The following is a 21,933-nucleotide window of genomic DNA, read 5'->3' on the forward strand; positions in this document are numbered from 1 at the left end:
ATTGTCAAAGAAAAAATTAGTTCAAATTCAGCGTTATTTAATCATAGCTATACTTTTTTTACTTTGTATAGCTTTAGCTTTGGGAATTTTAGTAAAATATCAAAATTCCCAAGATGTTTCTTCTGTTAAGCCGGATTATTTTGTTGATAAACAAGAAGATTTAATTTCATCAAACAAAGAACATTATGAAATTGGTATTTTTCAAGAGAATGAGTTTGATAATAATAAATCTGTAAGTATTTTAGAGCAAAAAATTCAAGAAATTGATGATTTAAACACAAGTTTAAATGAGCAAAATTTAAGTAATGTAGAGCAGAATTTAAGTTTAGAGCAAAATCAGAGTTTAGAACAAAATTTTATTCCAAAAGATACAAATTTAACCCAAGATCAAAATTTAACTTTTGATGAAGATATTCATTTAAATAAAATTTCTAAAAAACCAAAACTTGCAATTATTATCGACGATATGGCAAATGCAAGTCAGGTTAGAGGTTTAAAAGCTTTAAATTTAAAGTTAAATCCTTCTTTTTTTCCGCCAGATAAAAACCATAGTGAAACGCCAAAACTTGCTTTAAAATTTGATTTTTATATGGTGCATTTACCTTTAGCAGCAATTAATTACAATAAACCCGAGCTTGATACTTTAAATCCAAATGATAGCAAAGAAAGAATTTTTAAAAAAATCAAGCAAATTAAAAAAGATTTTAAGGATTTAAGATATATCAATAATCACACAGGAAGTTTATTTACAAGCAATGAAGAATCTATGAGAAAGCTTTACGAGGCTTTAAAAAATCAAAATATATTTTTTGTAGATTCTAAAACTATAGGAAATTCTAAGGCAAATAAAATCGCTAAAGAACTCAGTATCCCTTATATACAAAGAGATGTGTTTTTGGATAATGAAGATGATGTTAATTATGTTAAAAAACAACTCGAAAGCGCTGTAAAACTTGCACAAAAAAAAGGTTTTGTTATAGCCATAGGACATCCTAGGAAAAATACTTTTAAAGCCTTAGAGCAAAGTAAGGATTTGTTAAAAGGCGTTGATCTTGTGTATTTGAGTGAAATTTATGGCAAGTGAAATTTTGCCTGATGAATTTTTGAAACTTTTTAAAGATTTAAAAAAGCCTCCTAAAAAATTACACTACAAAGGAAATTTATCTTTATTAAAACAAGACAAAATCGCTATTATAGGTTCAAGGCGTATGAGTGTTTATACGAAAAATTGTGTTTTTTCTTTAGCGAGTATGCTTAAAAATGCTCATCTTTGTGTGGTAAGTGGCGGTGCTTTGGGTGTGGATATCACTGCAAGTATGGCAGCTATGCCAAATACTATAGGTATTTTTGCTAATGGTTTAGATCAAATTTATCCAAGAACTAATGAAAAAATCATTAAACAAATTTATGAAAACGCTTTAGCTTTAAGCGAATACGAAGATGATTATTTGCCAAAAAATTATGACTTTTTACTAAGAAACCGTTTGGTTATTGCTTTAAGTAAAGCTGTTGTGGTTGCACAAGCAGATATAAAAAGTGGTTCTATGCAAAGTACAAGGCTTGCTTTAGAGCTTAATAAACCTTTATATGTTTTACCGCAAAGACTAGGAGAAAGCACAGGGACTAATTTGCTTTTAAAGGAAAATAAAGCAAAGTTAATCTGTGATTTTAAAGAATTTGTAAGTGAGTTTGCAAGTATAGATACAAATCAAGATGAGTTTTTAGAGTTTTGTAAAAAAGGTGTGAGTGTTGATGAGGCTTTAAAATTTTATGGACAAAAAGTTTATGAATACGAACTTGAGGGAAAAATTTCCATAGAAGGGCTTTTTATAAGGGTTTTAGTATGAGAGCTTTGGCTTTAGATGTAGGTTTAAAACGCATAGGTGTAGCGCTTTGCATAGATAAAAAGATCGCTTTGCCTTTAGATGCAGTTTTAAGAAAAAATCGCAATCAAGCCGCTAATGAAATCAAAAATTTACTTAAAATACATGAAATTTCTTTACTCATTGTAGGTATTCCTAAGGGTGGGTCAAGTGAAGAAGAAATGACAAGACGCATTAAGCATTTTGTTTCTTTGCTTGAATTTGATAAAGAAATTTGCTTTGTAGATGAAAGTGGAACAAGTAAAGAAGCTTTAGGATACGGTGTAGCCAATACACGCAAAAAAGATGGTAAATTAGACTCTTTATCCGCTTTTATCATGATAAAGGATTATTTTGCTCTCTAGAATAGAAAAACTTTATACCAAAGATGAAATGCAAAATATTTTATCTTCTTTTACTCAAGAAAAAAATGTTTGTGTATTTGCAAATACTTTAAAAATTAGCATTGAAGAATTAGAAAAAGAATTTTTAAAACAAAATTTAAAATTTAAAAAGATCAATGCTTATTGTTATTTGTTTGAGGCTAAAGATAAAGCCATCTTAAGCTCTATGAAAGCTTTTAATGAGGCGCACTTTTATATACAAAATTATTCTTCTTATTTGTGTGCTTTAAATTTAGAGGTCAAAGCAGGGCAAAGTGTTCTTGATATGTGTGCAGCTCCGGGTGGCAAAAGTATCAATCTTGCAAATTTTATGCAAAATACAGGTTATTTAGCTTGCAATGAGATGAGCAGGGATAGATTTTTTATTTTGCAAAAAAATCTTAAAAATTACGGCGTGAATGCTAAAGTTTTTATGAAAGATGGTAAAAATATAGGCAATTTATGTCCTTTAAAATTTGATAAAATTTTACTTGATGCACCTTGTTCAACTTTTGCTAAAATAGGTTTTGATTTGGAAAAAAGTTATAAAGAAATCAAAAATATTGCAAAAACTCAAAAAAAACTTCTACATTCTGCTTTAAAGGCATTAAAAATAGGTGGAGAGCTTGTATATAGTACTTGCACCTTTACCAAGGAAGAAAATGAAGAAGTGATAGAGAATGCTTTAAAAAGCGAGTTTAAATTAGAGCTTTTAGATATTGATTTGGAAAATGTTGAGGCTAAAGCAGGGCAAAGTGAAGAATTTGCTGAAATTTCAAAATGCAGACGGATTTTACCAAGCTTAAACTATGATGGATTTTTTATAGCTAAACTTAGGAAATTATGTTAATTAATAAAATTATTCACATTTAAATACAAATTCATAAAAAAACTTAAAAAACAATAAATAATTTTTTCTTTATTTTAAAGCTTAAAGTTCTATTTTTAAGCACTTTGAAAAGAAAATCACAGCGTGAAAAGGCTGTGAATAAAGTTGAAATTTTTTTAACCTTAAAAAGATGAAATTAGTCTGATTGTATTTTTTGCAGTTTTGGAGCTATTACAGCTTGACAATATCCTTGATTGGGATTATTTATAAAATAATGTTGATGATAGTTTTCAGCTTTGTAGTAAGTTTGCAATCTTGAAATTTTAGTAACTATTTTTTTGCTAAATATTTTTTGCTGTTCTTCGATAAAATTTTGAGCTAAAATTTTATCTTCTTCATTTTCGTAAAAGATTATTGAGCGATATTGCATACCAATATCTCCACCTTGTTTATCTATACTTGTTGGATCATGAATTTTAAAAAAGAGCGTTAAGATTTCAAGAAGAGAGATTTGTTTTTCATCGTAATTTATTTTGACAACTTCTATGTTACCATCACCATTACACACGCTTTCATAGCTAGGATTTGGATTTCCTCCGCTATATCCAACTTCAGTATCAATTACACCTTTTAGGCGTTCAAATACAGCTTCAACACACCAAAAACAACCACCACCTAAAACGATATTTTTCATTGTGAGTTTTCCTTGAGTTTAGCCCTTTGAAGGGCTAGGACTATTTGTAGTTTTTGATTGCTTTTTCTAAAATTTCAATTGCAGCTTTTTCATCTTTGAAATCTTGTACTTTAACCCATTTGTTTGGCTCTAAAATTTTATAAGTTTCAAAGAAATTTTTGATTTTATTTAAAATTGCTTGTGGTAAATCTGTGTAAGTTTTTATATTATCATATCTTGCATCTATTTTTGAATTTGGAACCGCAAGAAGTTTTTCATCCATTCCGCTTTCATCTTCCATGATTAAAACACCGATTAAGCGGCAAGGAATCACAGCTCCAGCTTGGATAGGATATTCATTAAGTACTAAAATATCCACAGGATCACCATCATCAGCCAAAGTATTGGCAATAAAACCATAGTTTGCTGGGTAAAACATCGCGCTAGCCATAACGCGATCTACCATGATAGCACCACTATCTTTATCGATTTCATATTTTATGTTTGAGCCGTATGGAATTTCGATTACGGCATTGACTTTATTTGGAATATCTCCGATTTTGATTTTGCTTAAATCCATTTTTTCTCCTTATATACTTTGAATTTTTTTAATCAGTTCTTTCATATCTGCAACGATAGGTTCGATAGTGCGCTCTCCATCGATAATAAAATGAAGTTTTTTCTTTTGATAAAAATCTAAAATTTCATTTAAAGGTTCTGTATAAACTTTCATTCTATTGTAAAACACTTCTTCATTATCATCTGCACCACGATTTCTGCCTAGAACTCTTTCTTTGGCAACTTCTTCGCTTACTCTTACTTCTATGACGCCTTTAAGACAAATTTCATTTTGCTCACTTAAAACCTTGTCAAATTCCATCATTTGTTCTACGCTTCTTGGATAGCCATCGATGATGATAGTTTTAGTTGGAGCAGCTTTTAGTGCGCAAACTATAGTATTTACAACAACATCTAAAGGAACAAGATTGCCTTTGGAGATAAAACTATCTATAGTTTTTCCAAGCTCACTCCCACTTGCTACTTCAGCTCTTAAAAGATCTCCTGTTGAATAGTGTGTAATATTTGTCGCATCTGCTTGTGCGATTAAACTAGCATCGGTAGTTTTTCCACTACCTGGTGCACCTATGATTAAAAACAATTCTTTCATTTTATATTCTCCCTTAATTTGATTCCTAATTCTCTCATTGCTTCATTACTAGCAGGCGATGGTGCATCTGTCATTAAGCATTGTGCTCTTTGGGTTTTTGGAAAGGCTATAACCTCTCTTATGCTGTTTGCTCCTGTAACTAGCATGATGAGTCTGTCAAGTCCTATAGCGATACCTCCATGTGGTGGAGCACCAAAACTTAAAGCATCAAGCAAGAAACCAAATTTTTCTTTTTGTTGTTTTTCATCGATATTTAAAAGTTTAAATACTTTTTGTTGAATATCGTTTTTATGGATTCTTATGCTACCTCCACCTAGCTCAACGCCGTTTAGTACTACATCATAAGCAATAGATGAAATTTCTTCTAAATCAGTCTCATCGATATTTTTTGGCATGGTAAAAGGATGGTGCATTGCAGAATAACTTCCATCATCATTTTGCTCAAACATAGGAAAATCAACAACCCATAAGAATTCTAAGGCATTTGGATTTATAAGATTTAACTCGTTGGCTAAGAAAATTCTAAATCTTCCCATATAATCAAGCACGGTTTTTTTAGCTCCTGCACCGAAAAATACCACATCTCCTATTTCAAGCTCACAGCGTTTGCTGAGTTCATTTAAATCTTCTTCGCTAAAGAATTTGCAAAGTGGACCTTTAAGTCCATCTTCTTTAACTTGTATGAAAGCTAAGCCCTGAGCGCCAAATTTACGCACAAATTCTTCAAATCTTTGCATTTGTCTTTTTGAAAAAATAGTATCGCCTTTTGGAACGCGTATGGCTTTGATGCGATTTTTCTTTGTATCTTTGGCGATATTTGCAAAAATTTCATTATTTGACTTAGCGAAAATATCAATAACATCAATAAATTTAAGATCAAATCTTAAATCCGGCTTATCAGAGCCATAATTCTCCATAGCGTCTTTGTATTGCATTTGTCTAAAAGGGGTTTGAATTTCTTTGCCGCAAGCTTTGAAAATATCTTTTAAAAAAGTTTCGGCTACATTGATCACATCTTTTTGTTCGCAAAAACTCATTTCAACATCAATTTGTGTGAATTCAGGTTGGCGATCAGCTCTTAAATCTTCATCTCTAAAACATTTTGCGATTTGAAAATAACGATCAAAACCGCTGCACATTAAAAGTTGTTTGAAAAGCTGAGGGCTTTGTGGAAGAGCGTAAAATTCACCCTGATGCACACGAGAAGGTACGAGATAATCTCTTGCGCCTTCAGGAGTAGCTTTGGTAAGAATAGGGGTTTCAACTTCTAAAAATCCCATATTTGCCAAAGAATTTCTAGCTGCTATACAAGCTTTAGAACGCAGGGCAAAATTTTCATAAAGTTTAGGATTTCTTAAATCTAAAAAGCGATATTTTAAACGTAATTCTTCATTTACACTTTCATCAGCGATAGCAAAAGGAGGCACGGCACTTTCATTTTCTATGGTAAGTTTAGAAACAACTACTTCGATTTCTCCTGTTTTTAATTTAGGATTTACAAGTCCTTCGCCACGCGGACGAATAGCACCTTCTGCAATAAGTACAAATTCATTTCTTGCATTGGAAGCGATTTTATGAGCTTCTTTACTATCATTTGGATCGCAAACAAGTTGGATAATACCACTTCTATCTCTTAAATCTATAAAAATAACTCCACCATGATCGCGGTAGCTATTTACCCAACCGCAAAGTTTAACGCTTTGACCAACATGGGAAATTCCCAAGTCTGTATTATAATGACTTCGCAAATTTATTCCTTGAAAAAGATTTTTTAAGATAATGAGCAAAATTATAGTATTTTTATTCTTTTGCTTTGCTAAGATTTGATATAATTTTTTATGCAAAATAAAATAGATCATAAAAATATTAAAAAAATTGGACTTGTTACACGACCCAATGTGAGTTTAGATAAGGAAATTTTAAAACTTCAATCGATTTTATCTATATATAAAGTTGAACTTGTATTGTTTAAAGAAAGTTCTGAAATTTTAGATTTGCCAAAGTATGGATTGGATGATTTGTTTAAAATATCTGATTTTGTTATTTCTTTAGGTGGAGATGGGACTTTGATTTCTTTATGCCGTAAAGCTTGTGAATACGATAAAGCAGTTTTAGGAATTCATGCTGGACATTTAGGTTTTTTAACAGATTTTAAAGTTGATGAAGCTGAAAATTTTTTTCAAGCTTTTTTTCAAGGAGAATTTAGAATAGAAAAGCCTTATTTGTTAAGTGTTTTTTTAGAAGATAAGCAAGGAAAAATTTTAGAAAAATTGGCTTTTAATGATGTGGTTATCAGTAAAAATAATCAAGCTTCTATGGCTCATATAGAAGTTTTTAGAAAAGAAAAGAAATTTAATGAATATTTTGGAGATGGGCTTATTGTTGCAACTCCTGCGGGTTCAACAGCTTATAATTTAAGTGCAAATGGGCCCATAGTTTACACTTTAGCTCAAGCTTTTATCTTAACTCCTGTTTGTTCTCATTCTTTAACACAACGCCCTATTGTCTTGCCAAAAGGTTTTGAAATAGAGATTATGGCAAAGGATTGCATACTTTGCATTGATGGGCAAGAAAATTATAAAGTGAATAATTTTAAAAGTATAAAAGTGGGTTTAAGTGATAAAAATGTGGCTTTAATTCACCCAAAAAATAGAGATTATTTTCAAATTTTAAAAGAAAAATTACACTGGGGAAATTGATGATAAATAGAATTTTTATGAAAGAAAATCTTGGTTTTAAAAAGGCTGAGCTTGAAATTTCTAAAGGACTTACCGTTTTTACAGGGTTAAGTGGAGCTGGAAAATCGGTCTTGTTTAAAGGAATTTTATCCGCATTTTCTTTGAGTGAAAGTGAGGCTAAAATTGTCGAAATAGAACTAGATGATAAGTTAGATTTAGAAAGTTTTGGCATAGAAAGTGAAGAGGAGAATGTTTTCAAGCTTTTAAAAGAAAAAAACACAAAATATTTTATTAACAATCAAAGCATAGCGAAAAAAAGTTTGCAAAATTTAAGTAAAACTTTTATTAAGTATTTAAGCGCAAAGGAAAATAACGAATTTGGAAATGAAAAATTTTTAAATCTCTTAGATGCCTTGGAAATGCAAGAAAATACAAATTTTGTTTCCTTTTTGGAAGATTTTAAAAAAGATTTTAATGCTTATAGTCAAATTTCTAATGAGCTTAATGCAATTTTAGAAGAAGAAAAAAAAGTAGAAGAATTAAAAGAATTAGCTAGAGTACAAATTGAAAAAATTTCAAGCATTAATCCTAAAATAGGCGAGTATGAAGAGCTTTTAATACTTAAAAAGAAGCTTTCTAAAAAAGATAAATTAGAAGAAGCTTGGAGTAAGGCAGAGCGTATTTTTGAGCTTGAAAAAGTTGTTATTGAAGCTTTAAATTTAAGCGAAGTTGATGCGAGTTTTTTTAGTGAATGTTTAAATGAATTGCGTGTGATTTGTGAAAATCAAAAAATGGAAGATTTGGATTTTGATGTGGAGACACTTTTAGATCGCATTGAAAATTTATCCTATCTCATCAAGCGTTATGAAAGCATAGAAAATGCTTTAGAAGTTTTAAAACAAAAAAAACATGAACTAGAACATTATGAAAATTTAAGTTTTGAAAAAAAAGAACTTGAAAAAAAAATTCAAGAATTAAAACAAAAATTAGAAGAAAAAGCACAAATTTTAACTCAAACAAGAAAGAAAAACCTTAAAAAATTAGAAAAATGTTTAAATAATTATCTTAAAGAACTTTATATGAAAGATGCAAGTTTGACGCTTAAAGAAAGTGGAAAAATTTCAATTTTAGGCAAAGATGAGATAATGCTAGATATTAATTTAGCTCATTTAAAAAATTTAAGTTCAGGTGAATTAAATCGCTTAAGACTTGCTTTTATAGCCACAGAATGTAAAATTTTAAATGCAGGTAAAGGGATATTATTTTTAGATGAAATCGATGCAAATTTAAGCGGAAAAGAGGCTATGAGTATAGCCAAGGTTTTAGAGGAGCTTTCTAAGTTTTATCAAATTTTTGCTATTTCTCATTTGCCTCAACTTTCCTCTAAGGCACATAATCATTTTTTAGTTGAAAAAAATGGCGAAGAAAGTAAGGTAAAAAAGCTCGATCAAGAAGAAAGAATTAAAGAGCTTGCTAGGATGGTAAGTGGAGAGCTTGTTAGTGATGAAGCAATCGAATTTGCTAAGACCTTGTTTAAGAATTAAGCGGATTTTTTATTTTACTATGTTAGAATATATAACTATAAGATTTCCTTTCTTTTGAAATAAATATATTAAAAAATTTTTAGATATAAAGGTATTTTACACACTATGAATAAGAAAATTTTAATTATTGATGATAATAAAATGCTCGGCAAACTTTTGGCTAAAAAAATTCAAATGACTTTAAATTATGAGGTAGATATTGCTTTTGGTTTTGCTGAAGCTAAGGAGTTAATGAATAATAATTATTTTTTAGCTTTTGTGGATTTATGTTTGCCAGATGCCCCAAATGGTGAAGTTGTGGATTATGTTATAGAAAAGAAAATTCCTGCTATTGTTCTTACGGCTAGTGGTGATAAGGCTACTAAAGAAAAATTTATGAATAAAGATATATTAGATTATATTTTTAAAGAAAGTGAAACTTGCATTGATGAGATTATTAGTTCTATTATAAAACTTAATCAATATGCAAAAACTAAAGTGATTTTAGCTATGAGCAAGCTACCTGAACGTAATGAAATTAAAAAAATACTTACTCAAAGACAATTTAATGTTTTAGCTGCAGCTCATGGTGAAGAAGCAATGAGTTATTTAAATGATAATAATGATGTTAAGCTTATTATAGCAGATGTCAATATGCCAGTAATTAGTGGTTTTGAGCTTTTAACTCAAGTAAGAGAGCGTTTTAGTGATGATGAATTAGGTGTGATTCTTTTGGGGGATCATAATGATTCATTTGAAGCGAATTCTTTTAAAAATGGAGTTAATGAGTATTTGTTCAAGCCTTTAAGCAAAGAAAGCTTTAATTGTCGCTTAGATCGTTGTTTATCTTATATGGATGATAAAAAATTTTTAAGCACTTATAATGTTTTAGATCCTGTATCTGGGGTTAAAAATTATAATGCCTTAATCGATGGAATAGATGATTATTTTAATGAAATAGCGACAAAAGACGAGGAATTTGCTTTTGCTTTCTTAGATATAGATAATCTTCAAATGATTAACGATGAATACGGCCGTGAAGTTGGTGATGAAGTAATTAAAATCTGTGCTAATGAAATAGTTAATGAAACTAAAGGAAGAGATCTTGTAGGTAGATATAGTGCAGAAAAAATTTGTATTTTACTTAAAAATATATCCCAAGAAAGAGCGATTAAAATCTTTTCTCGTATACGAGTAAATATAAAAAAGGCTGGTGTTTTGGTTAATTTAGATGAAATCTTTTTTACAGCTTCTATAGGCGTGGTTTTTGGAAAAAGTGGAGATAAGATTGATTCTTTGGTTAATAAAGCGAGTAAAATATTGTCTCAAGCAAAAGATAATGGCAAGGATAGAGTTGAAGTATGTTCTTAAATCTTGATTTTCAAGATGGTTTAAGGATTGTTGATACGCATTGCCATCTAGACAGTGAAGCATTTAAAGATGATTTAGATGAAACTTTAAATCGTGCTTTTAAAAATGGTATAGAGAAAATCATCATACCTGGTGCTGATATAAAAGACTTGCCTTATGCAGCTACAATTGCTCATAAATATAAAAATATTTTTTTTGCAGCAGGGGTGCATCCTTATGAAATTGATAATTATGATGAGAAAATTTTAAGGCAATATTTATGCGATGAAAAGTGTGTAGCTGTAGGTGAATGTGGGCTTGATTATTTTCGTTTTAAAAGTGATCTTGCTGAAGAAATTCAAAAAGAAAAAGGAAATCAAAAAAAGATTTTTATCGCACAGCTTGAACTTGCTATTGAATTTAAAAAACCTGTCATCATCCACTCAAGAGAAGCAAATCATGATACTTATGAGATTTTACATGGGTATTCTAAGGATCTTGTAGGAGGAGTTTTACACTGCTTTAATGCAAGCGAACATTTGCTAACTCTTTTTAAAGAGGGATTTTATTTTGGTATCGGGGGAGTTTTAACTTTTAAAAATGCTAAGAAATTAGTTGAAATTTTACCTAAAATTCCAAAAGATAGATTGTTGCTTGAAACTGATGCTCCATATCTTACTCCAGAGCCTTATCGTGGTAAAAGAAATGAACCTTTGTTAACTCAATTTGTAGCAAATAAAATGTGTGAAGTATTGAATTTATCAAGAAAAGAGCTTCTAGAAATTTGTTTTAATAATTCTGAAAAATTATTTTTTAAAGGTTATTAATGAAAAAAATTTTATTGTGTTTTTTAATATGTTTTAATTTTCTTTTTGCACAAATTAATACTCCTGAATTTTATGAAAGACAAATGAATGTTTTAAGAAATTTAGATATTAATCCAAGTTTTATTAGTGATTTGATTTTCGTGCAAACTCAACAAGATATAAAATCAAAACACGCTCAAACTTTAATAGATAGTATGCAAAATTTTTCAAAAGTTACTCCTATGATAAGAAAAATTTTAGCCCAGCAGGAAGTTCCTGATGAGATTTTGTATCTAGCTATGGTTGAATCAGGCTTGAAAACTCATAGCGTTTCTAATGCTAAGGCTGTAGGGGTTTGGCAATTTATGCAACCAACAGCTAGAAATTTGGGTTTAAGAATTGATGCTTATGTTGATGAAAGGCGTGATCCGGTCAAGTCAACTTATGCCGCTACAAATTATTTAAAAGAGTTAAAAGAAGAATTTGGCAAATGGTATTTAGCGCTTTTAGCTTATAATTGCGGAAATGGTAAACTAAGACAAGCTATCAAACAAGCAGGAAGTGATGATTTAAGCGTTTTATTGAACCCTGATAAGAAATATCTTTCTTTAGAAACTAGAAATTTTATAAGAAAGATTTTAACGCTTGCTTTTTTAGCCAATGATAGGGATTTTTTACTAGATAAAGATGCGTCTTTAATGAATTATGCCTTAAGCAACGAATTTGCAAAAGTTGATGTGCCTTCTTCTGCATCTTTAAAAGAAATAGCTAAAAATTTAAACATGGATCTTGCAACTTTTAAGAAATATAATCCACAATTTAAACATAATTTTACGCCTCCTGGTAAAGGGTATTATATGTATATACCACTTAATAAAGTAGCATTTTTTGATAAAAATTTTAAAGCAGAAAAACTTGCGAAGGTTGATACAACTATACCTATGACAAAAACTTATACTGTTAAGCCTGGTGACTCTTTGTATAAAATAGCAAAAAATTATAATATAAGTGTTGATGAAATTCGAGAATTAAATAAAATAGCAAAAAATCATCTTAGCATTAATCAAAAATTAATTATACCAATCAAGGAGAATAAAAATGCAAATAAAAACAATTACACTAAAGTTGTCAGCCGTTAGTCTAGGGGCTTTATTTTTTAGTGGTTGTTTAGGCACTAGTTTTTTTTCTAGCTTGGATAATGCTCAAGTGTATTATCCTTCAAATGATTTTAAAAGCAGTCCTAGTTCTTCAGGGACTAAAGGAACGATGAAGCCTTATACTATTAACGGTAAAACTTATTATCCTACTGTTGTAGCAGTAGGCGAAACTGCTGATGGTATTGCGAGTTGGTATGGGCCAGGCTTTCACGGCAAGAAAACTTCTAATGGTGAAACCTATAATCAAAATGCTTTAACCGCAGCTCATAAAACTTTACCTATGAATACTATCTTAAAAGTAACCAATCTAAATAACAATCGTCAAGTTACCGTTCGTGTAAATGATAGAGGTCCTTTTGTGAATAATCGTATTATAGATTTATCAAAAGGAGCTGCCAGTCAAATTGATATGATTGCTTCAGGAACAGCTCCAGTAAGGCTTGAGGTTATAGGGTTTGGATCAAGTAATTCGGGTAATAATATTGTACATTCTAATGTAAACTATGGAAATAGTGGAGAGATTGCAAATAATGGACAAATTTATGAAGGTGGAAATTTCATGGTTCAAATTGGAGCCTTTAAAAACCCAGCTGGAGCACAAACGATAGCAGCAAGATATAAAACTTATAGAACTTATAGCTCTACTATACGCACAAGCTCAGTGGATGGATTAAATCGCGTTTTCTTAACAGGCTTTAGAAGTGAAGATGAAGCAAGGGATTTTGCTGCAAGTGGTGCATTTGCAGGTGCATTTGTTGTAAGAGAGTAGAAATTATGACAGAATTGATTTTTTTGGATGTAGATGGCTGTTTAACTGATGGGAAGATTATTTATACTTCTAATGGAGAATTTATTAAAGAATTTGATGTAAAAGATGGAGCGGCTATCGAGGCTTGGCTAAAGCTTGGTAAAAAAATTGCTATTATTACAGGTAGAAATTGTTCTTGTGTTGAAAAAAGAGCTAAAGATTTAAAAATAGAAATTTTATATCAAGGCATCAAGGATAAGTTAGCTTGTGCAAAAGAAATTTTACAAAAACTTAATTTAGATTTTTCTCAGTGTGCGGCTATTGGGGATTATTTTAACGATAAGGCTTTGCTTGAAAGCGTAGGACTTAGTTTTAAGCCAAAAGATGGTCATAAAGATTTAAATGTAGACATAGTGCTTAGCAAAAAAGGTGGTAAGGCTGCTGTAGCACAGATGATAGAAATTTTAGTAGAAAAAAATCATCTAAAAGAAGAATGGAATAGGCTTTGGCTATAAAAATTTTTGGAATTTTAATTGCTCTTTTTACAATTACTTTTACGATTTTAAGTTTGCAAGATCCGTATTCTTTAAATTTGCAAACTAATGCTTTAAATTTTAAAAATATTGAGGCTAAAAATTTGAAAGCTTATGAGAGTAATGCTAGTACAATTAAGGCATATTATAAGGCAAATTCTTGGGTGAGATATGCAGATAGAGATGAATTTAATGATTTTATTACTTTAAATTTAGATTTTAATCTTAGTGCGAATCGTTTAGAGTTTTTCAATAAAGATATGAGCAAGGTTTTGTTTGAAGGAAATGTTACTTATATAGGTGCTAATAATGTCAAAATTATTTCTCAAGAGGTAGAATACCAACCTAAGGATAAAATTTTACACACAAATACTAATTTTAAAGCTCTGATCAATGGAAGTATTATTAATGGAAATACTTTAAACTATGATACAAAAAACAAAATTTTAAATATCCAAGGAGTAAATGCGTGGTTGCAAGACAAATAATTTTATTGTTAGCTTGTGTAAGTGTAACTTGGGCAACTCAAATTGAAGTAAAAGCTTTAAATTTTTACTCAGATGAAAATAAGGGTGAAAGTATTCTTAGTGGAAATGTAGAAGTAATTAGGGGTGATGATATTTTAAATTCTGAAAAATTGATTATTTATACGGATAAAAATCGCAAACCTATTCGTTATGAAGCAATGCAAAATGCTACGTTTAAGATTGTTTTAAAGGGTAAAACTTATAAAGGTAGTGGAGATAAATTTATTTATAATGTTATTAAAGATACTTACGAGATTAATGGTCATGCTTATATAAATGAGCTTGGAAGCAATCAAAAACTTTTTGGTGATAAAATAATAGTCGATAGAAAAGCTAATATTTATCGAGTGGAGAGTAAGGATCAAAAACCTGCTCGTTTTGTGTTTGATCTTAAAGACAAATGATAATTAGTGCTAAATTTATCACTTCTTTAGTGAAATTTGATGAGAATTTGAGCTCAAATTTTAGTGAAGTAGCATTTTTGGGGCGTTCCAATGTCGGAAAAAGTTCTTTAATCAATTCTTTGTGTAAACAAAAAAATTTAGCCAAAAGTTCGGCAACTCCTGGAAAAACTCAGCTTATAAATTTTTTCGAAGTAACTTGCAAAAGAAATGAAGAAAAATTTAATATCAATTTTATCGATTTGCCAGGGTTTGGTTATGCAAAGGTTTCTAAAAATTTAAAAGAAATATGGAATCAAAACTTAGATGAATTTTTAAAATTAAGAACCTCGATAAAGTTATTTATACATTTAATCGATTCAAGACATACTCATTTAGAGATCGATGTAAATTTAAATGACTATTTGAAAAGATTTTTACGATCTGATCAAAAAATTTTAAAAGTTTTTACCAAATGCGATAAATTAAATCAAAGTGAAAAAGCTAAGTTAAAAAATGAATTTAAAGACTCTATTTTAGTTTCAAATTTGAATAAATTTGGCCTTGATTCTTTAGAAGATATTATTATCAATCAAACTTTAGGTCTTGATAAATGAGAAGAAATTTAAGTGCTTATAAAGCAAAATTTAATGGAGCTTATGTCTTTTTAGGATTTTTTTTTCTAATCTATCAGATTCTTGGTTCGACTTTTATATATGCTCCGTTACTTTATGGGATTTTTTTCTGTTATATGTTTTGCTTACTAGAAGAGAGAGAAAGAACTTTTTCAAAGCTTGATTTTAGATGGTATTTTTCTTTATTTTTTTTATTTTTTACTGATATAACTTATAATTTTTTTATTTTTTCATCTTGGTTGGCATTTTTTATTTTTTATTATCTTTGTGCAGATTGGATTAAGACAAATTTAAAAATTGGTAAATTTATCCCTGTTGTTTTTGTGCTTTGTGCTTACGGCATTATTTTGTTTTTGGATATGATATTGTCTTATATTGGAGATGAAAAAATTAAAATTTTAGGATGGGCGTATATTGTTTCAGTTTTTATAGAATGTTGTTTAGCTTATGTGTTTTTTAAAGGTAAAATTTAAATGAGAATGCGTTTAGTTGTTGGATTTATACTATTGTTTTTTATATTTTTATTAAGTCGTGTGTATTATTTGAGTATAAAATCAAATGTATATTATGAAGAACTTGCTAAACAAAATGCCATAAAAACTGAATTTTTAGCACCTGTTAGGGGTCAAATTACAGATAGAAATGGAACTTTATTGGCTATTAATGATTTGGGTTTTAGTATTTCTATTAAACCTTATTTAAGTATTAAAAAGTCAAATAAAGGAATTCTAGATAAAGAACTATCTGAACTTGCAAATTTATTTCCTGATTTAAATGCTAGTAAATTAGCAGAAATTTATAAGAGAAATGATTCTTACTATAATCAAGATTTTATTAAAGTTGTAGATTTTATACCCTACGATGAGATTATTCCGCATTATTCAGAGTTAAATCTTAATAAAACAATAAAAATAGATCCTGTTGTAAAAAGAAAATATCCTTTTGGAAAATTGGCTTCGCATATTATTGGGTATGTAGGTAAGGCAAATTTGCAAGATGTTCAAGAAAATGAAATAGCAAAACTTTCTAACTATACGGGAAAAAGCGGTATAGAACGCTATTATAATGATATTTTACAAGGAGAAAAAGGAACTAGGGTTTATAAGGTTAATGCCTTAAATCAAGAAATAGAACAGCTTTCTTACACTCCTGCTATGTCTAATGATATAGAACTTACGATAGATATAGAGCTTCAGTCTTATTTAACTTCATTGTTTGAAGGGAATGCTGGAGCTGCTATAATTATGAATGTAAATGATGGATCTATTTTAGCTGCAGGGAGTTTCCCTGAATATGATCTTAATCCTTTTGTAACAGGGATTTCTTTTAAGGATTGGGATGAGCTTTCAAATAGTCTTGATCATCCTTTTACAAATAAACTTATAAATGGATATTATCCTCCAGGTTCTGTTGTAAAAATGGGAGTAGGGCTTTCTTTTTTAAATTCTAAAAATATTAGCCCGACGACTCAATATGTTTGCAATGGAAGCATTGAGCTTGGAGGCAGGTTTTTTAGATGTTGGAATCGATCGGGCCATGGACCTGTGGATTTAAAACATGCGATAAAATATAGTTGTGATGTTTATTTTTATAATGGCAGTTTGCAAGTTGGAATCGATCAAATAAGTGAAACTTTATCTCGCATTGGCTTTGGAGCGAAAACAGGGGTAGATTTACCTAGTGAATTTGTAGGGACTTTACCAAGCAAAGAATGGAAGATGCAAAGATATAGACAATCTTGGTTTCAAGGTGATACTTTAAATACAGCTATAGGTCAAGGTAATTTTCTTGCAACACCTATGCAAATTGCTAGATATACAGCTCAAATCGCAAAAGGTGGAGAGGTTATACCTCATTTTTTAAAAAGTATAGAAAATAATAATACAACTATAGAAAATCAAATGGATGAAAATAAAAAAGAAATTTTTACTTTATTTGAAAAGAGTCAATTGCCTTATATAAGAGATGCAATGTATGCTGTTGCTAATGAGCAAGGAGGAACCTCTTATCGTTATTTGCATAATCTTGATGTGAAAGTTGCAGCAAAAACAGGAACTGCTCAGGTTGTGGGATTTTCACAGACAGATAAAAATAGGGTCGATGAAAAACAATTTGAGTATTATACTAGATCTCATGCGTGGCTTACTTCTTATGCTCCTTATTCTAAGCCAAAATATGTAGTTACCGTTCTTTTGGAACATGGTGGGAGAAATATTACTTCAGGGGTAACTGTAGCTAAAATTTATCAAAAAATGATTGAACTTGGATATTTTAAATAATTTTTAGTTGTAAATTGAGTTTTTCAAAAAAACTTTTTTAGCAATTGGTTTAAAAATCTTGTATTAAACAAATTATAAGTTTAATACAAGGAAAATTTATCTATGTTAACAAAAGTATCTTAAAAGATGGCTTTTGTTCTTTTTTCAAGCCAAACTAGAGCTTTTGGATAATCATCTAGCTTAGGAGAAAGTTTTTCAAATACTTCTTTGTGATAATTGTTTAACCATTCTTTTTCTTTTTCATCTAACATTTTTATATCAATACAAGATATTTCAAAAGGACAAAGAGTAACAGGTTTAAAGTATAAAAACTCTCCAAAATCTTTATTTTTAGGATTTTCTACTTTGGTATGAATAACTAAATTTTCAAGTCTTATACCCCATTTACCTACTTTATAAATACCTGGCTCTATGGAGGTTAGCATACCTTCTTTGGCTTTTGTTTTTTCAAGCACAGGGGATAGATAAGATAAAACTTGTGGACCTTCATGGACATTTAAAAAATATCCCACGCCATGTCCTGTGCCGTGTATATAGTCAATTTGTTCTTTCCATAAAGGTACGCGTGTGATTGCATCAAGTAGTGGCATAGCTATATCTTTTGGAAAAATTGCACTGGAAATGGCAATATGTGCTTTTAAAACCAAGGTATAGTCATGAATTTGTTCTGCATTAGCCTTTCCTATAGGTACAACGCGTGTAATATCTGTTGTGCCATTTTTATATTGTCCACCAGAATCAATAAGTAAAAGCCCATCTTTTTTAAGATAAGCAAAACTCTCTTTTGTGGCTTTATAATGTGGATATGCTGCGTTTTCGTTAAAGCCTGCTATAGTGGCAAAACTATCACTTATGTAGTACTTGCTTTGTGCTCTAAATTCGCTTGCTTTAGCATCTATGTCTAATTCGCTTATTAATTCTTTATTTTCTATCGCTTCTTCAAGCCAGGCAAAAAATTTACATAAAGCCACTCCATCTTCTATCATAGCATCTTGTATATGCGCTATTTCTTTTGTATTTTTAGCTGCTTTTAAGTGAGTGCTTGGATTAATTTCTTGAATGATTTTTACGCTTTTATCTAAAGAATTTATGAGTAAAGCGGTCATTTTTGAAGGCTCAATAAGCAAATTTGTATTTGCAAGTTTTTCAAGCTCCATGATGATTTCATCATAATTTTTAAGCCAAAACCCATCTAAATTTAATTTTTTTTCAAGTTCTGAATTTACTTTTTTCTGATCAACAAAAAGCAAAGCTTTGTCTTCCAAGATTAGCAAATGACTTAAAAATACAGGATTATAATTTACATCATTCCCTCTTAAATTTGTAAGCCAAGCTATATCATCAAGGCTGGAGATTAAATGAGAGGTAGCATTTAAATTTTTCATTTTTTGACGCACTAATGCTAATTTTTCTTTTCTTGAGTAAGAGCAGTATTCTAGTTCGTGTTCATAAATTTTTTCTTGTGGTAAAGTGGGACGATCTTTCCAAAGTGGACTTATCAAATCTATATGTTTTAAATTTGCCTTGCAATTAATCTGTAAATCTTTTTGTAAAGATAAAGGTAAAAGTGCAAAATCGATGCCTAAAATTTGATCTTCGCTTAAATTTTTTTCCAACCATTTGGTAAAAGTATTTTTAGCATCTTGTTTTTGTAAAAGTATGCCGCTACCTTCTAATTCCTTTTGTGCTTGAAGCCAATATCTTCCATCTACCCACAAAAAGCCCTCTTCTTGTGTGATAAGAACTGTTCCAACAGAACCCTTAAAGCCACTGATAAAGACTCTGTTTTTGTAATATTCTGGTAAATATTCGCTCAAATGCGGATCCGCGCTTAAGATGAGATAGGCGTCAATATTATTTTCTTTCATTAATCTTCTAAGTTCTAATACTCTTTGTTTGTAAATACTCATATTTTCTCCTTAATATTAATTTTTTAGTATTTTATTGATAGGTTTTTTGAGTATAAGTAAAATTATAACAGCACCAAGTAATATCCACATACATTGGTAAAATAAATTTGGCAAATAAGCTATATTTTCTTCACTTGCTTTACCACCTATGAATCCAGCTAAAGCATTGCCTAATGCACTTGCTACAAACCAAAGTCCCATGACTTGAGATTTAATTAAATTAGGTGCAATTTTTGTCATTATAGAAAGTCCCACAGGGGAAAGGCAAAGCTCTCCTAAAACCATAAGCAAAAAGCTACTGACAAGCCACCAAGGTGAAACTAAAATAATTTGTGATGAATTTTCTAAATTTTCTCTTAATGTATTAGCATCGCCATTTAAACTAATTGCATGATTTGAAGCTAAAGCCATTATTAAAAATGCCAAAGCTGCACCCAAAAGTCCTAATGCAAATTTAATAATAGATGAAATTTCTTTATTATTTTTGGCACATATAGTCCATATAAAAGCACTAAAAGGTGCAAAAAGTATAACAAATAAACCTCCAAGAGATTGAAACCATATTGTAGGAATTTCATAATTTAATATGGTTTTATCTGTTAATTTTTCTGCAAAAAAATTAAAAGAAGTGTATTGTTGCTCATATACTGACCAAAATAACGCAGCCGCTAAAAATAAAACAATAAAAATAATTAAATTTCTTTTTTCTTCTATTTTTAAAGAAGTAAAAGCGAAAAGATATAAAAAATAAATTCCAGCACAAGCTAAGATAGTTAGAATAATATTTTTATTAATAACTTGTGCATCTAATTTTATAAAACCACCAAGGATTAAAAATATTGCTCCAAGCAAAACAATACCTGATACAATGATGATGTAAAATGCGTTTTTGCTTTTTTTGCTTGGTCTATCCCAAGTAGAGTCTATGCCAACTTTTTCATCAAATTCTTTTAAATCAGGCATAGTTTTTAGGTAGAAAATAATTACCGCTAAAAGCATACCAATCCCACCTGCACCAAAACCAAAATGCCATCCGTATTCTTTTTGTAAAAAGCCGCAAATTAAAGGAGCTACAAAAGCACCAAAATTAAAACACATATAAAAAAGAGTAAAACCAGAATCACGCCTTGTATCATTTTTTTTATAAAGCATTCCAACCATTACAGAAACGCAAGTTTTAAAAAGTCCTGAACCTATAACCAAAAAAACCATACCAACAAAAATCATTTTATTGTTAAAATAAGAAAAGGCTATGCACAAATGTCCAAATGCTATAGTTAAAGCACCTAGTAAAATTGCTCTTTTTTGTCCTAAGTAATTATCCGCAAGCCACCCACCTGGCAAAGCAGCAAGATATAAACAACTTGCAAAAATTCCCATAATTGCACTTGCTTCTTCAGGTTTTAAGTTCATTCCACTTTTTTCAAAACTTGCTATCATAAAAAGGTAAAGCAAGGGACGAATTCCGTAAAAAGAAAATCTTTCCCAAAGCTCGGTAAGCGAAAGAGATAAAAGTGGTTTTGGATGTCCAAAAAATGAAGTATCTAAATTTTTTACATTTTTACTCAATTTATATCCTTTATGTATTTTTATTTATAAATTATAGACAAGAAATTAAAAAATATGTATAACTTTGTAATATTTTTAAATAATTTATATCATAATGTTACTTTTTTGCAAATATAAAAAAAGAAATATTAAGATCAATTTTCAACTTTGGTGTATTTTGTATTTTAAGTTTAATTAGATAATTGCTTATTTTTTCGTTAAGAATTTTATAAATTGGTTTTTTAGCAATAAAAAGCATCCACATGCATTGTCCAAAAATACTGGGAAGTTGATCGATGTTTTTAATATTAACATAAATCCTGCAACAAAATTTCCAAGCGCACTTGCTACAAACTAAAGTCCCATGATTTGATTTTTGATTAAATCAGGGGCAATCTCAGCCATTATAGAGAGTCCAATAGGAGACACGCATAGTTCCACAAGTGTTAAAAGAATATACTTATAATAATCCAAGCCATGGATATTGGTAAACCATTGTTGTTTATTAGACTTTGTGAAGCAAAGGTCATTATCATAAAACCAATACCGGCAAATAATATTTCTAAAGTAAATTTTCCAATGGAAGAAAAATATATATTTTTTCTCTAAAAATATCTAAATATAACTTGCTATAGGAGTAAGTATGATGATAAAAATTGGATTAAAAGATTGAAACCAGTTTGTTGGAATTTTCCAATCAAAAATATTTCTATTTGTAAAATCTTGCGTAAAAAGATTATAAGTAGTAGGTTTTTGTTCAAAAGTACTCCAAAAAAGTGGCTGCAAAGAATAAAACAATTAAAATTATTAATTGTTATTTTAAGGCTTTAAAAACAAAAAGATATATGAAATAATTTTACCAAACATAGCAAAATTACAATTAGAAGTTTTTTTGATAGTATCATGAGATTAATATCTACAAGATTAATAAAAATTAGAAAAAA

Annotated in this window: 23 protein-coding genes; 16 read left to right on the top strand and 7 right to left on the bottom strand. The window is 29.7% G+C overall.

Features of this window, described 5'->3' with window-relative positions; all coding sequences use genetic code 11:
* Position 1 precedes the first annotated feature (1 nt).
* From ELQ11_RS03750 to ELQ11_RS03765, 4 genes are read left to right on the top strand one after another with little or no spacing between them, the layout of a single operon-like run.
* Entirely contained in the window at positions 2–1,084 is a 1,083-nt protein-coding gene (locus tag ELQ11_RS03750) for a divergent polysaccharide deacetylase family protein (RefSeq protein ID WP_134225150.1), read from the top strand.
* Entirely contained in the window at positions 1,074–1,847 is a 774-nt protein-coding gene (locus ELQ11_RS03755) for a DNA-processing protein DprA (protein ID WP_134225151.1), read from the top strand. Before ELQ11_RS03750 ends, ELQ11_RS03755 begins: the two co-directional genes overlap by 11 nt.
* Positions 1,844–2,227 (top strand): Holliday junction resolvase RuvX, encoded by a 384-nt coding sequence (gene ruvX, locus ELQ11_RS03760; protein WP_002852281.1) that lies wholly within the window; start codon positions 1,844–1,846, stop codon positions 2,225–2,227. Before ELQ11_RS03755 ends, ruvX begins: the two co-directional genes overlap by 4 nt.
* A gap of 28 nt (positions 2,228–2,255) precedes the next feature.
* Entirely contained in the window at positions 2,256–3,095 is an 840-nt protein-coding gene (locus ELQ11_RS03765; RefSeq protein ID WP_079861682.1) for an RsmB/NOP family class I SAM-dependent RNA methyltransferase, read from the top strand.
* A gap of 175 nt (positions 3,096–3,270) precedes the next feature.
* Here the strand turns inward: ELQ11_RS03765 and msrA are convergent, their stop codons facing one another.
* Genes msrA through aspS form a run of 4 tightly spaced genes read right to left on the bottom strand, consistent with a single transcriptional unit; the run spans position 3,271 to position 6,663 of the window.
* The gene (msrA, locus tag ELQ11_RS03770) at positions 3,271–3,768 is read right to left on the bottom strand and encodes a peptide-methionine (S)-S-oxide reductase MsrA (RefSeq protein ID WP_002871350.1); all 498 of its coding nucleotides are present in this window, start codon (positions 3,766–3,768) and stop codon (positions 3,271–3,273) included.
* Between the two features lie 40 nt (positions 3,769–3,808).
* Positions 3,809–4,327: an inorganic diphosphatase gene (gene ppa, locus ELQ11_RS03775; protein ID WP_134225152.1), complete on the bottom strand. Its 519-nt coding sequence runs from the start codon at positions 4,325–4,327 to the stop codon at positions 3,809–3,811.
* Positions 4,328–4,336: 9 nt separating this feature from the next.
* Positions 4,337–4,915: an adenylate kinase gene (locus ELQ11_RS03780; RefSeq protein WP_002855137.1), complete on the bottom strand. Its 579-nt coding sequence runs from the start codon at positions 4,913–4,915 to the stop codon at positions 4,337–4,339.
* The gene (gene aspS, locus ELQ11_RS03785; RefSeq protein ID WP_134225153.1) at positions 4,912–6,663 is read right to left on the bottom strand and encodes an aspartate--tRNA ligase; all 1,752 of its coding nucleotides are present in this window, start codon (positions 6,661–6,663) and stop codon (positions 4,912–4,914) included. Before aspS ends, ELQ11_RS03780 begins: the two co-directional genes overlap by 4 nt.
* A gap of 90 nt (positions 6,664–6,753) precedes the next feature.
* On the opposite strand from aspS, the gene ELQ11_RS03790 reads away from it, so the two are divergent.
* From ELQ11_RS03790 to mrdA, 12 genes are all read left to right on the top strand, one after another.
* Entirely contained in the window at positions 6,754–7,614 is an 861-nt protein-coding gene (locus tag ELQ11_RS03790; RefSeq protein ID WP_002871347.1) for an NAD(+) kinase, read from the top strand.
* On the top strand, positions 7,614–9,137 hold the full coding sequence (locus ELQ11_RS03795; RefSeq protein ID WP_070285350.1) for an AAA family ATPase: 1,524 nt from the start codon (positions 7,614–7,616) through the stop codon (positions 9,135–9,137). The genes ELQ11_RS03790 and ELQ11_RS03795 overlap by 1 nt, the downstream gene beginning before the upstream one ends.
* A gap of 105 nt (positions 9,138–9,242) precedes the next feature.
* Positions 9,243–10,487, top strand: coding sequence for a bile resistance response regulator CbrR (gene cbrR, locus ELQ11_RS03800; RefSeq protein ID WP_134225154.1), 1,245 nt, complete (start codon positions 9,243–9,245; stop codon positions 10,485–10,487).
* A complete protein-coding gene (locus ELQ11_RS03805) occupies positions 10,478–11,293 on the top strand; it encodes a TatD family hydrolase (RefSeq protein ID WP_126235162.1) in 816 nt (271 codons plus the stop codon). The genes cbrR and ELQ11_RS03805 overlap by 10 nt, the downstream gene beginning before the upstream one ends.
* Positions 11,293–12,411, top strand: a complete 1,119-nt coding sequence (locus ELQ11_RS03810) for a lytic transglycosylase domain-containing protein (protein WP_058000809.1) — start codon at positions 11,293–11,295, stop codon at positions 12,409–12,411. The genes ELQ11_RS03805 and ELQ11_RS03810 overlap by 1 nt, the downstream gene beginning before the upstream one ends.
* A complete protein-coding gene (locus tag ELQ11_RS03815) occupies positions 12,371–13,198 on the top strand; it encodes a septal ring lytic transglycosylase RlpA family protein (protein ID WP_002852227.1) in 828 nt (275 codons plus the stop codon). Before ELQ11_RS03810 ends, ELQ11_RS03815 begins: the two co-directional genes overlap by 41 nt.
* Before the next feature lie 5 nt (positions 13,199–13,203).
* Entirely contained in the window at positions 13,204–13,692 is a 489-nt protein-coding gene (locus ELQ11_RS03820) for an HAD-IIIA family hydrolase (RefSeq protein ID WP_134225155.1), read from the top strand.
* Positions 13,683–14,198: a hypothetical protein gene (locus tag ELQ11_RS03825; RefSeq protein ID WP_070243504.1), complete on the top strand. Its 516-nt coding sequence runs from the start codon at positions 13,683–13,685 to the stop codon at positions 14,196–14,198. The genes ELQ11_RS03820 and ELQ11_RS03825 overlap by 10 nt, the downstream gene beginning before the upstream one ends.
* Positions 14,180–14,641 carry an LptA/OstA family protein gene (locus ELQ11_RS03830; RefSeq protein ID WP_002871339.1) on the top strand — a complete coding sequence of 154 codons (462 nt, stop codon included), beginning with the start codon at positions 14,180–14,182 and terminating at the stop codon, positions 14,639–14,641. The genes ELQ11_RS03825 and ELQ11_RS03830 overlap by 19 nt, the downstream gene beginning before the upstream one ends.
* Positions 14,638–15,234, top strand: coding sequence for a ribosome biogenesis GTP-binding protein YihA/YsxC (gene yihA / locus ELQ11_RS03835; RefSeq protein ID WP_070243505.1), 597 nt, complete (start codon positions 14,638–14,640; stop codon positions 15,232–15,234). Before ELQ11_RS03830 ends, yihA begins: the two co-directional genes overlap by 4 nt.
* Positions 15,231–15,725 (top strand): membrane protein, encoded by a 495-nt coding sequence (locus ELQ11_RS03840; RefSeq protein WP_002855248.1) that lies wholly within the window; start codon positions 15,231–15,233, stop codon positions 15,723–15,725. The genes yihA and ELQ11_RS03840 overlap by 4 nt, the downstream gene beginning before the upstream one ends.
* Entirely contained in the window at positions 15,726–17,531 is a 1,806-nt protein-coding gene (gene mrdA / locus ELQ11_RS03845; protein WP_126231700.1) for a penicillin-binding protein 2, read from the top strand.
* A 119-nt stretch (positions 17,532–17,650) separates the two neighbouring features.
* Here mrdA and ELQ11_RS03850 read toward each other — a convergent pair whose 3' ends face one another.
* From ELQ11_RS03850 to ELQ11_RS03865, 3 genes are all read right to left on the bottom strand, one after another.
* Positions 17,651–19,441 carry an aminopeptidase P family protein gene (locus tag ELQ11_RS03850; protein ID WP_002871335.1) on the bottom strand — a complete coding sequence of 597 codons (1,791 nt, stop codon included), beginning with the start codon at positions 19,439–19,441 and terminating at the stop codon, positions 17,651–17,653.
* Positions 19,442–19,456: 15 nt separating this feature from the next.
* The gene (locus ELQ11_RS03855) at positions 19,457–21,010 is read right to left on the bottom strand and encodes a peptide MFS transporter (RefSeq protein ID WP_053872603.1); all 1,554 of its coding nucleotides are present in this window, start codon (positions 21,008–21,010) and stop codon (positions 19,457–19,459) included.
* Positions 21,011–21,604: 594 nt separating this feature from the next.
* Positions 21,605–21,787, bottom strand: coding sequence for a hypothetical protein (locus tag ELQ11_RS03865; RefSeq protein ID WP_171824244.1), 183 nt, complete (start codon positions 21,785–21,787; stop codon positions 21,605–21,607).
* Positions 21,788–21,933: the final 146 nt, after the last annotated feature.

The organism is Campylobacter sp. US50a, assembly GCF_004379015.1.
Taxonomy (GTDB): Bacteria; Campylobacterota; Campylobacteria; order Campylobacterales; family Campylobacteraceae; genus Campylobacter_D; species Campylobacter_D jejuni.

Coding starts and splice junctions, on each gene's coding strand:
- ruvX (WP_002852281.1), top strand. CDS start 1,844: ATGAGAGCTTTGGCTTTAGATGTAGGTTTAAAACGCATAGGTGTAGCG.
- yihA (WP_070243505.1), top strand. CDS start 14,638: ATGATAATTAGTGCTAAATTTATCACTTCTTTAGTGAAATTTGATGAG.
- ELQ11_RS03780 (WP_002855137.1), bottom strand. CDS start 4,915: ATGAAAGAATTGTTTTTAATCATAGGTGCACCAGGTAGTGGAAAAACT.
- cbrR (WP_134225154.1), top strand. CDS start 9,243: ATGAATAAGAAAATTTTAATTATTGATGATAATAAAATGCTCGGCAAA.
- ELQ11_RS03755 (WP_134225151.1), top strand. CDS start 1,074: ATGGCAAGTGAAATTTTGCCTGATGAATTTTTGAAACTTTTTAAAGAT.
- ELQ11_RS03810 (WP_058000809.1), top strand. CDS start 11,293: ATGAAAAAAATTTTATTGTGTTTTTTAATATGTTTTAATTTTCTTTTT.
- ELQ11_RS03840 (WP_002855248.1), top strand. CDS start 15,231: ATGAGAAGAAATTTAAGTGCTTATAAAGCAAAATTTAATGGAGCTTAT.
- msrA (WP_002871350.1), bottom strand. CDS start 3,768: ATGAAAAATATCGTTTTAGGTGGTGGTTGTTTTTGGTGTGTTGAAGCT.
- mrdA (WP_126231700.1), top strand. CDS start 15,726: ATGAGAATGCGTTTAGTTGTTGGATTTATACTATTGTTTTTTATATTT.
- ELQ11_RS03790 (WP_002871347.1), top strand. CDS start 6,754: ATGCAAAATAAAATAGATCATAAAAATATTAAAAAAATTGGACTTGTT.
- ELQ11_RS03820 (WP_134225155.1), top strand. CDS start 13,204: ATGACAGAATTGATTTTTTTGGATGTAGATGGCTGTTTAACTGATGGG.
- ELQ11_RS03850 (WP_002871335.1), bottom strand. CDS start 19,441: ATGAGTATTTACAAACAAAGAGTATTAGAACTTAGAAGATTAATGAAA.
- ELQ11_RS03815 (WP_002852227.1), top strand. CDS start 12,371: ATGCAAATAAAAACAATTACACTAAAGTTGTCAGCCGTTAGTCTAGGG.
- ELQ11_RS03765 (WP_079861682.1), top strand. CDS start 2,256: ATGCAAAATATTTTATCTTCTTTTACTCAAGAAAAAAATGTTTGTGTA.
- ppa (WP_134225152.1), bottom strand. CDS start 4,327: ATGGATTTAAGCAAAATCAAAATCGGAGATATTCCAAATAAAGTCAAT.
- ELQ11_RS03795 (WP_070285350.1), top strand. CDS start 7,614: ATGATAAATAGAATTTTTATGAAAGAAAATCTTGGTTTTAAAAAGGCT.
- ELQ11_RS03805 (WP_126235162.1), top strand. CDS start 10,478: ATGTTCTTAAATCTTGATTTTCAAGATGGTTTAAGGATTGTTGATACG.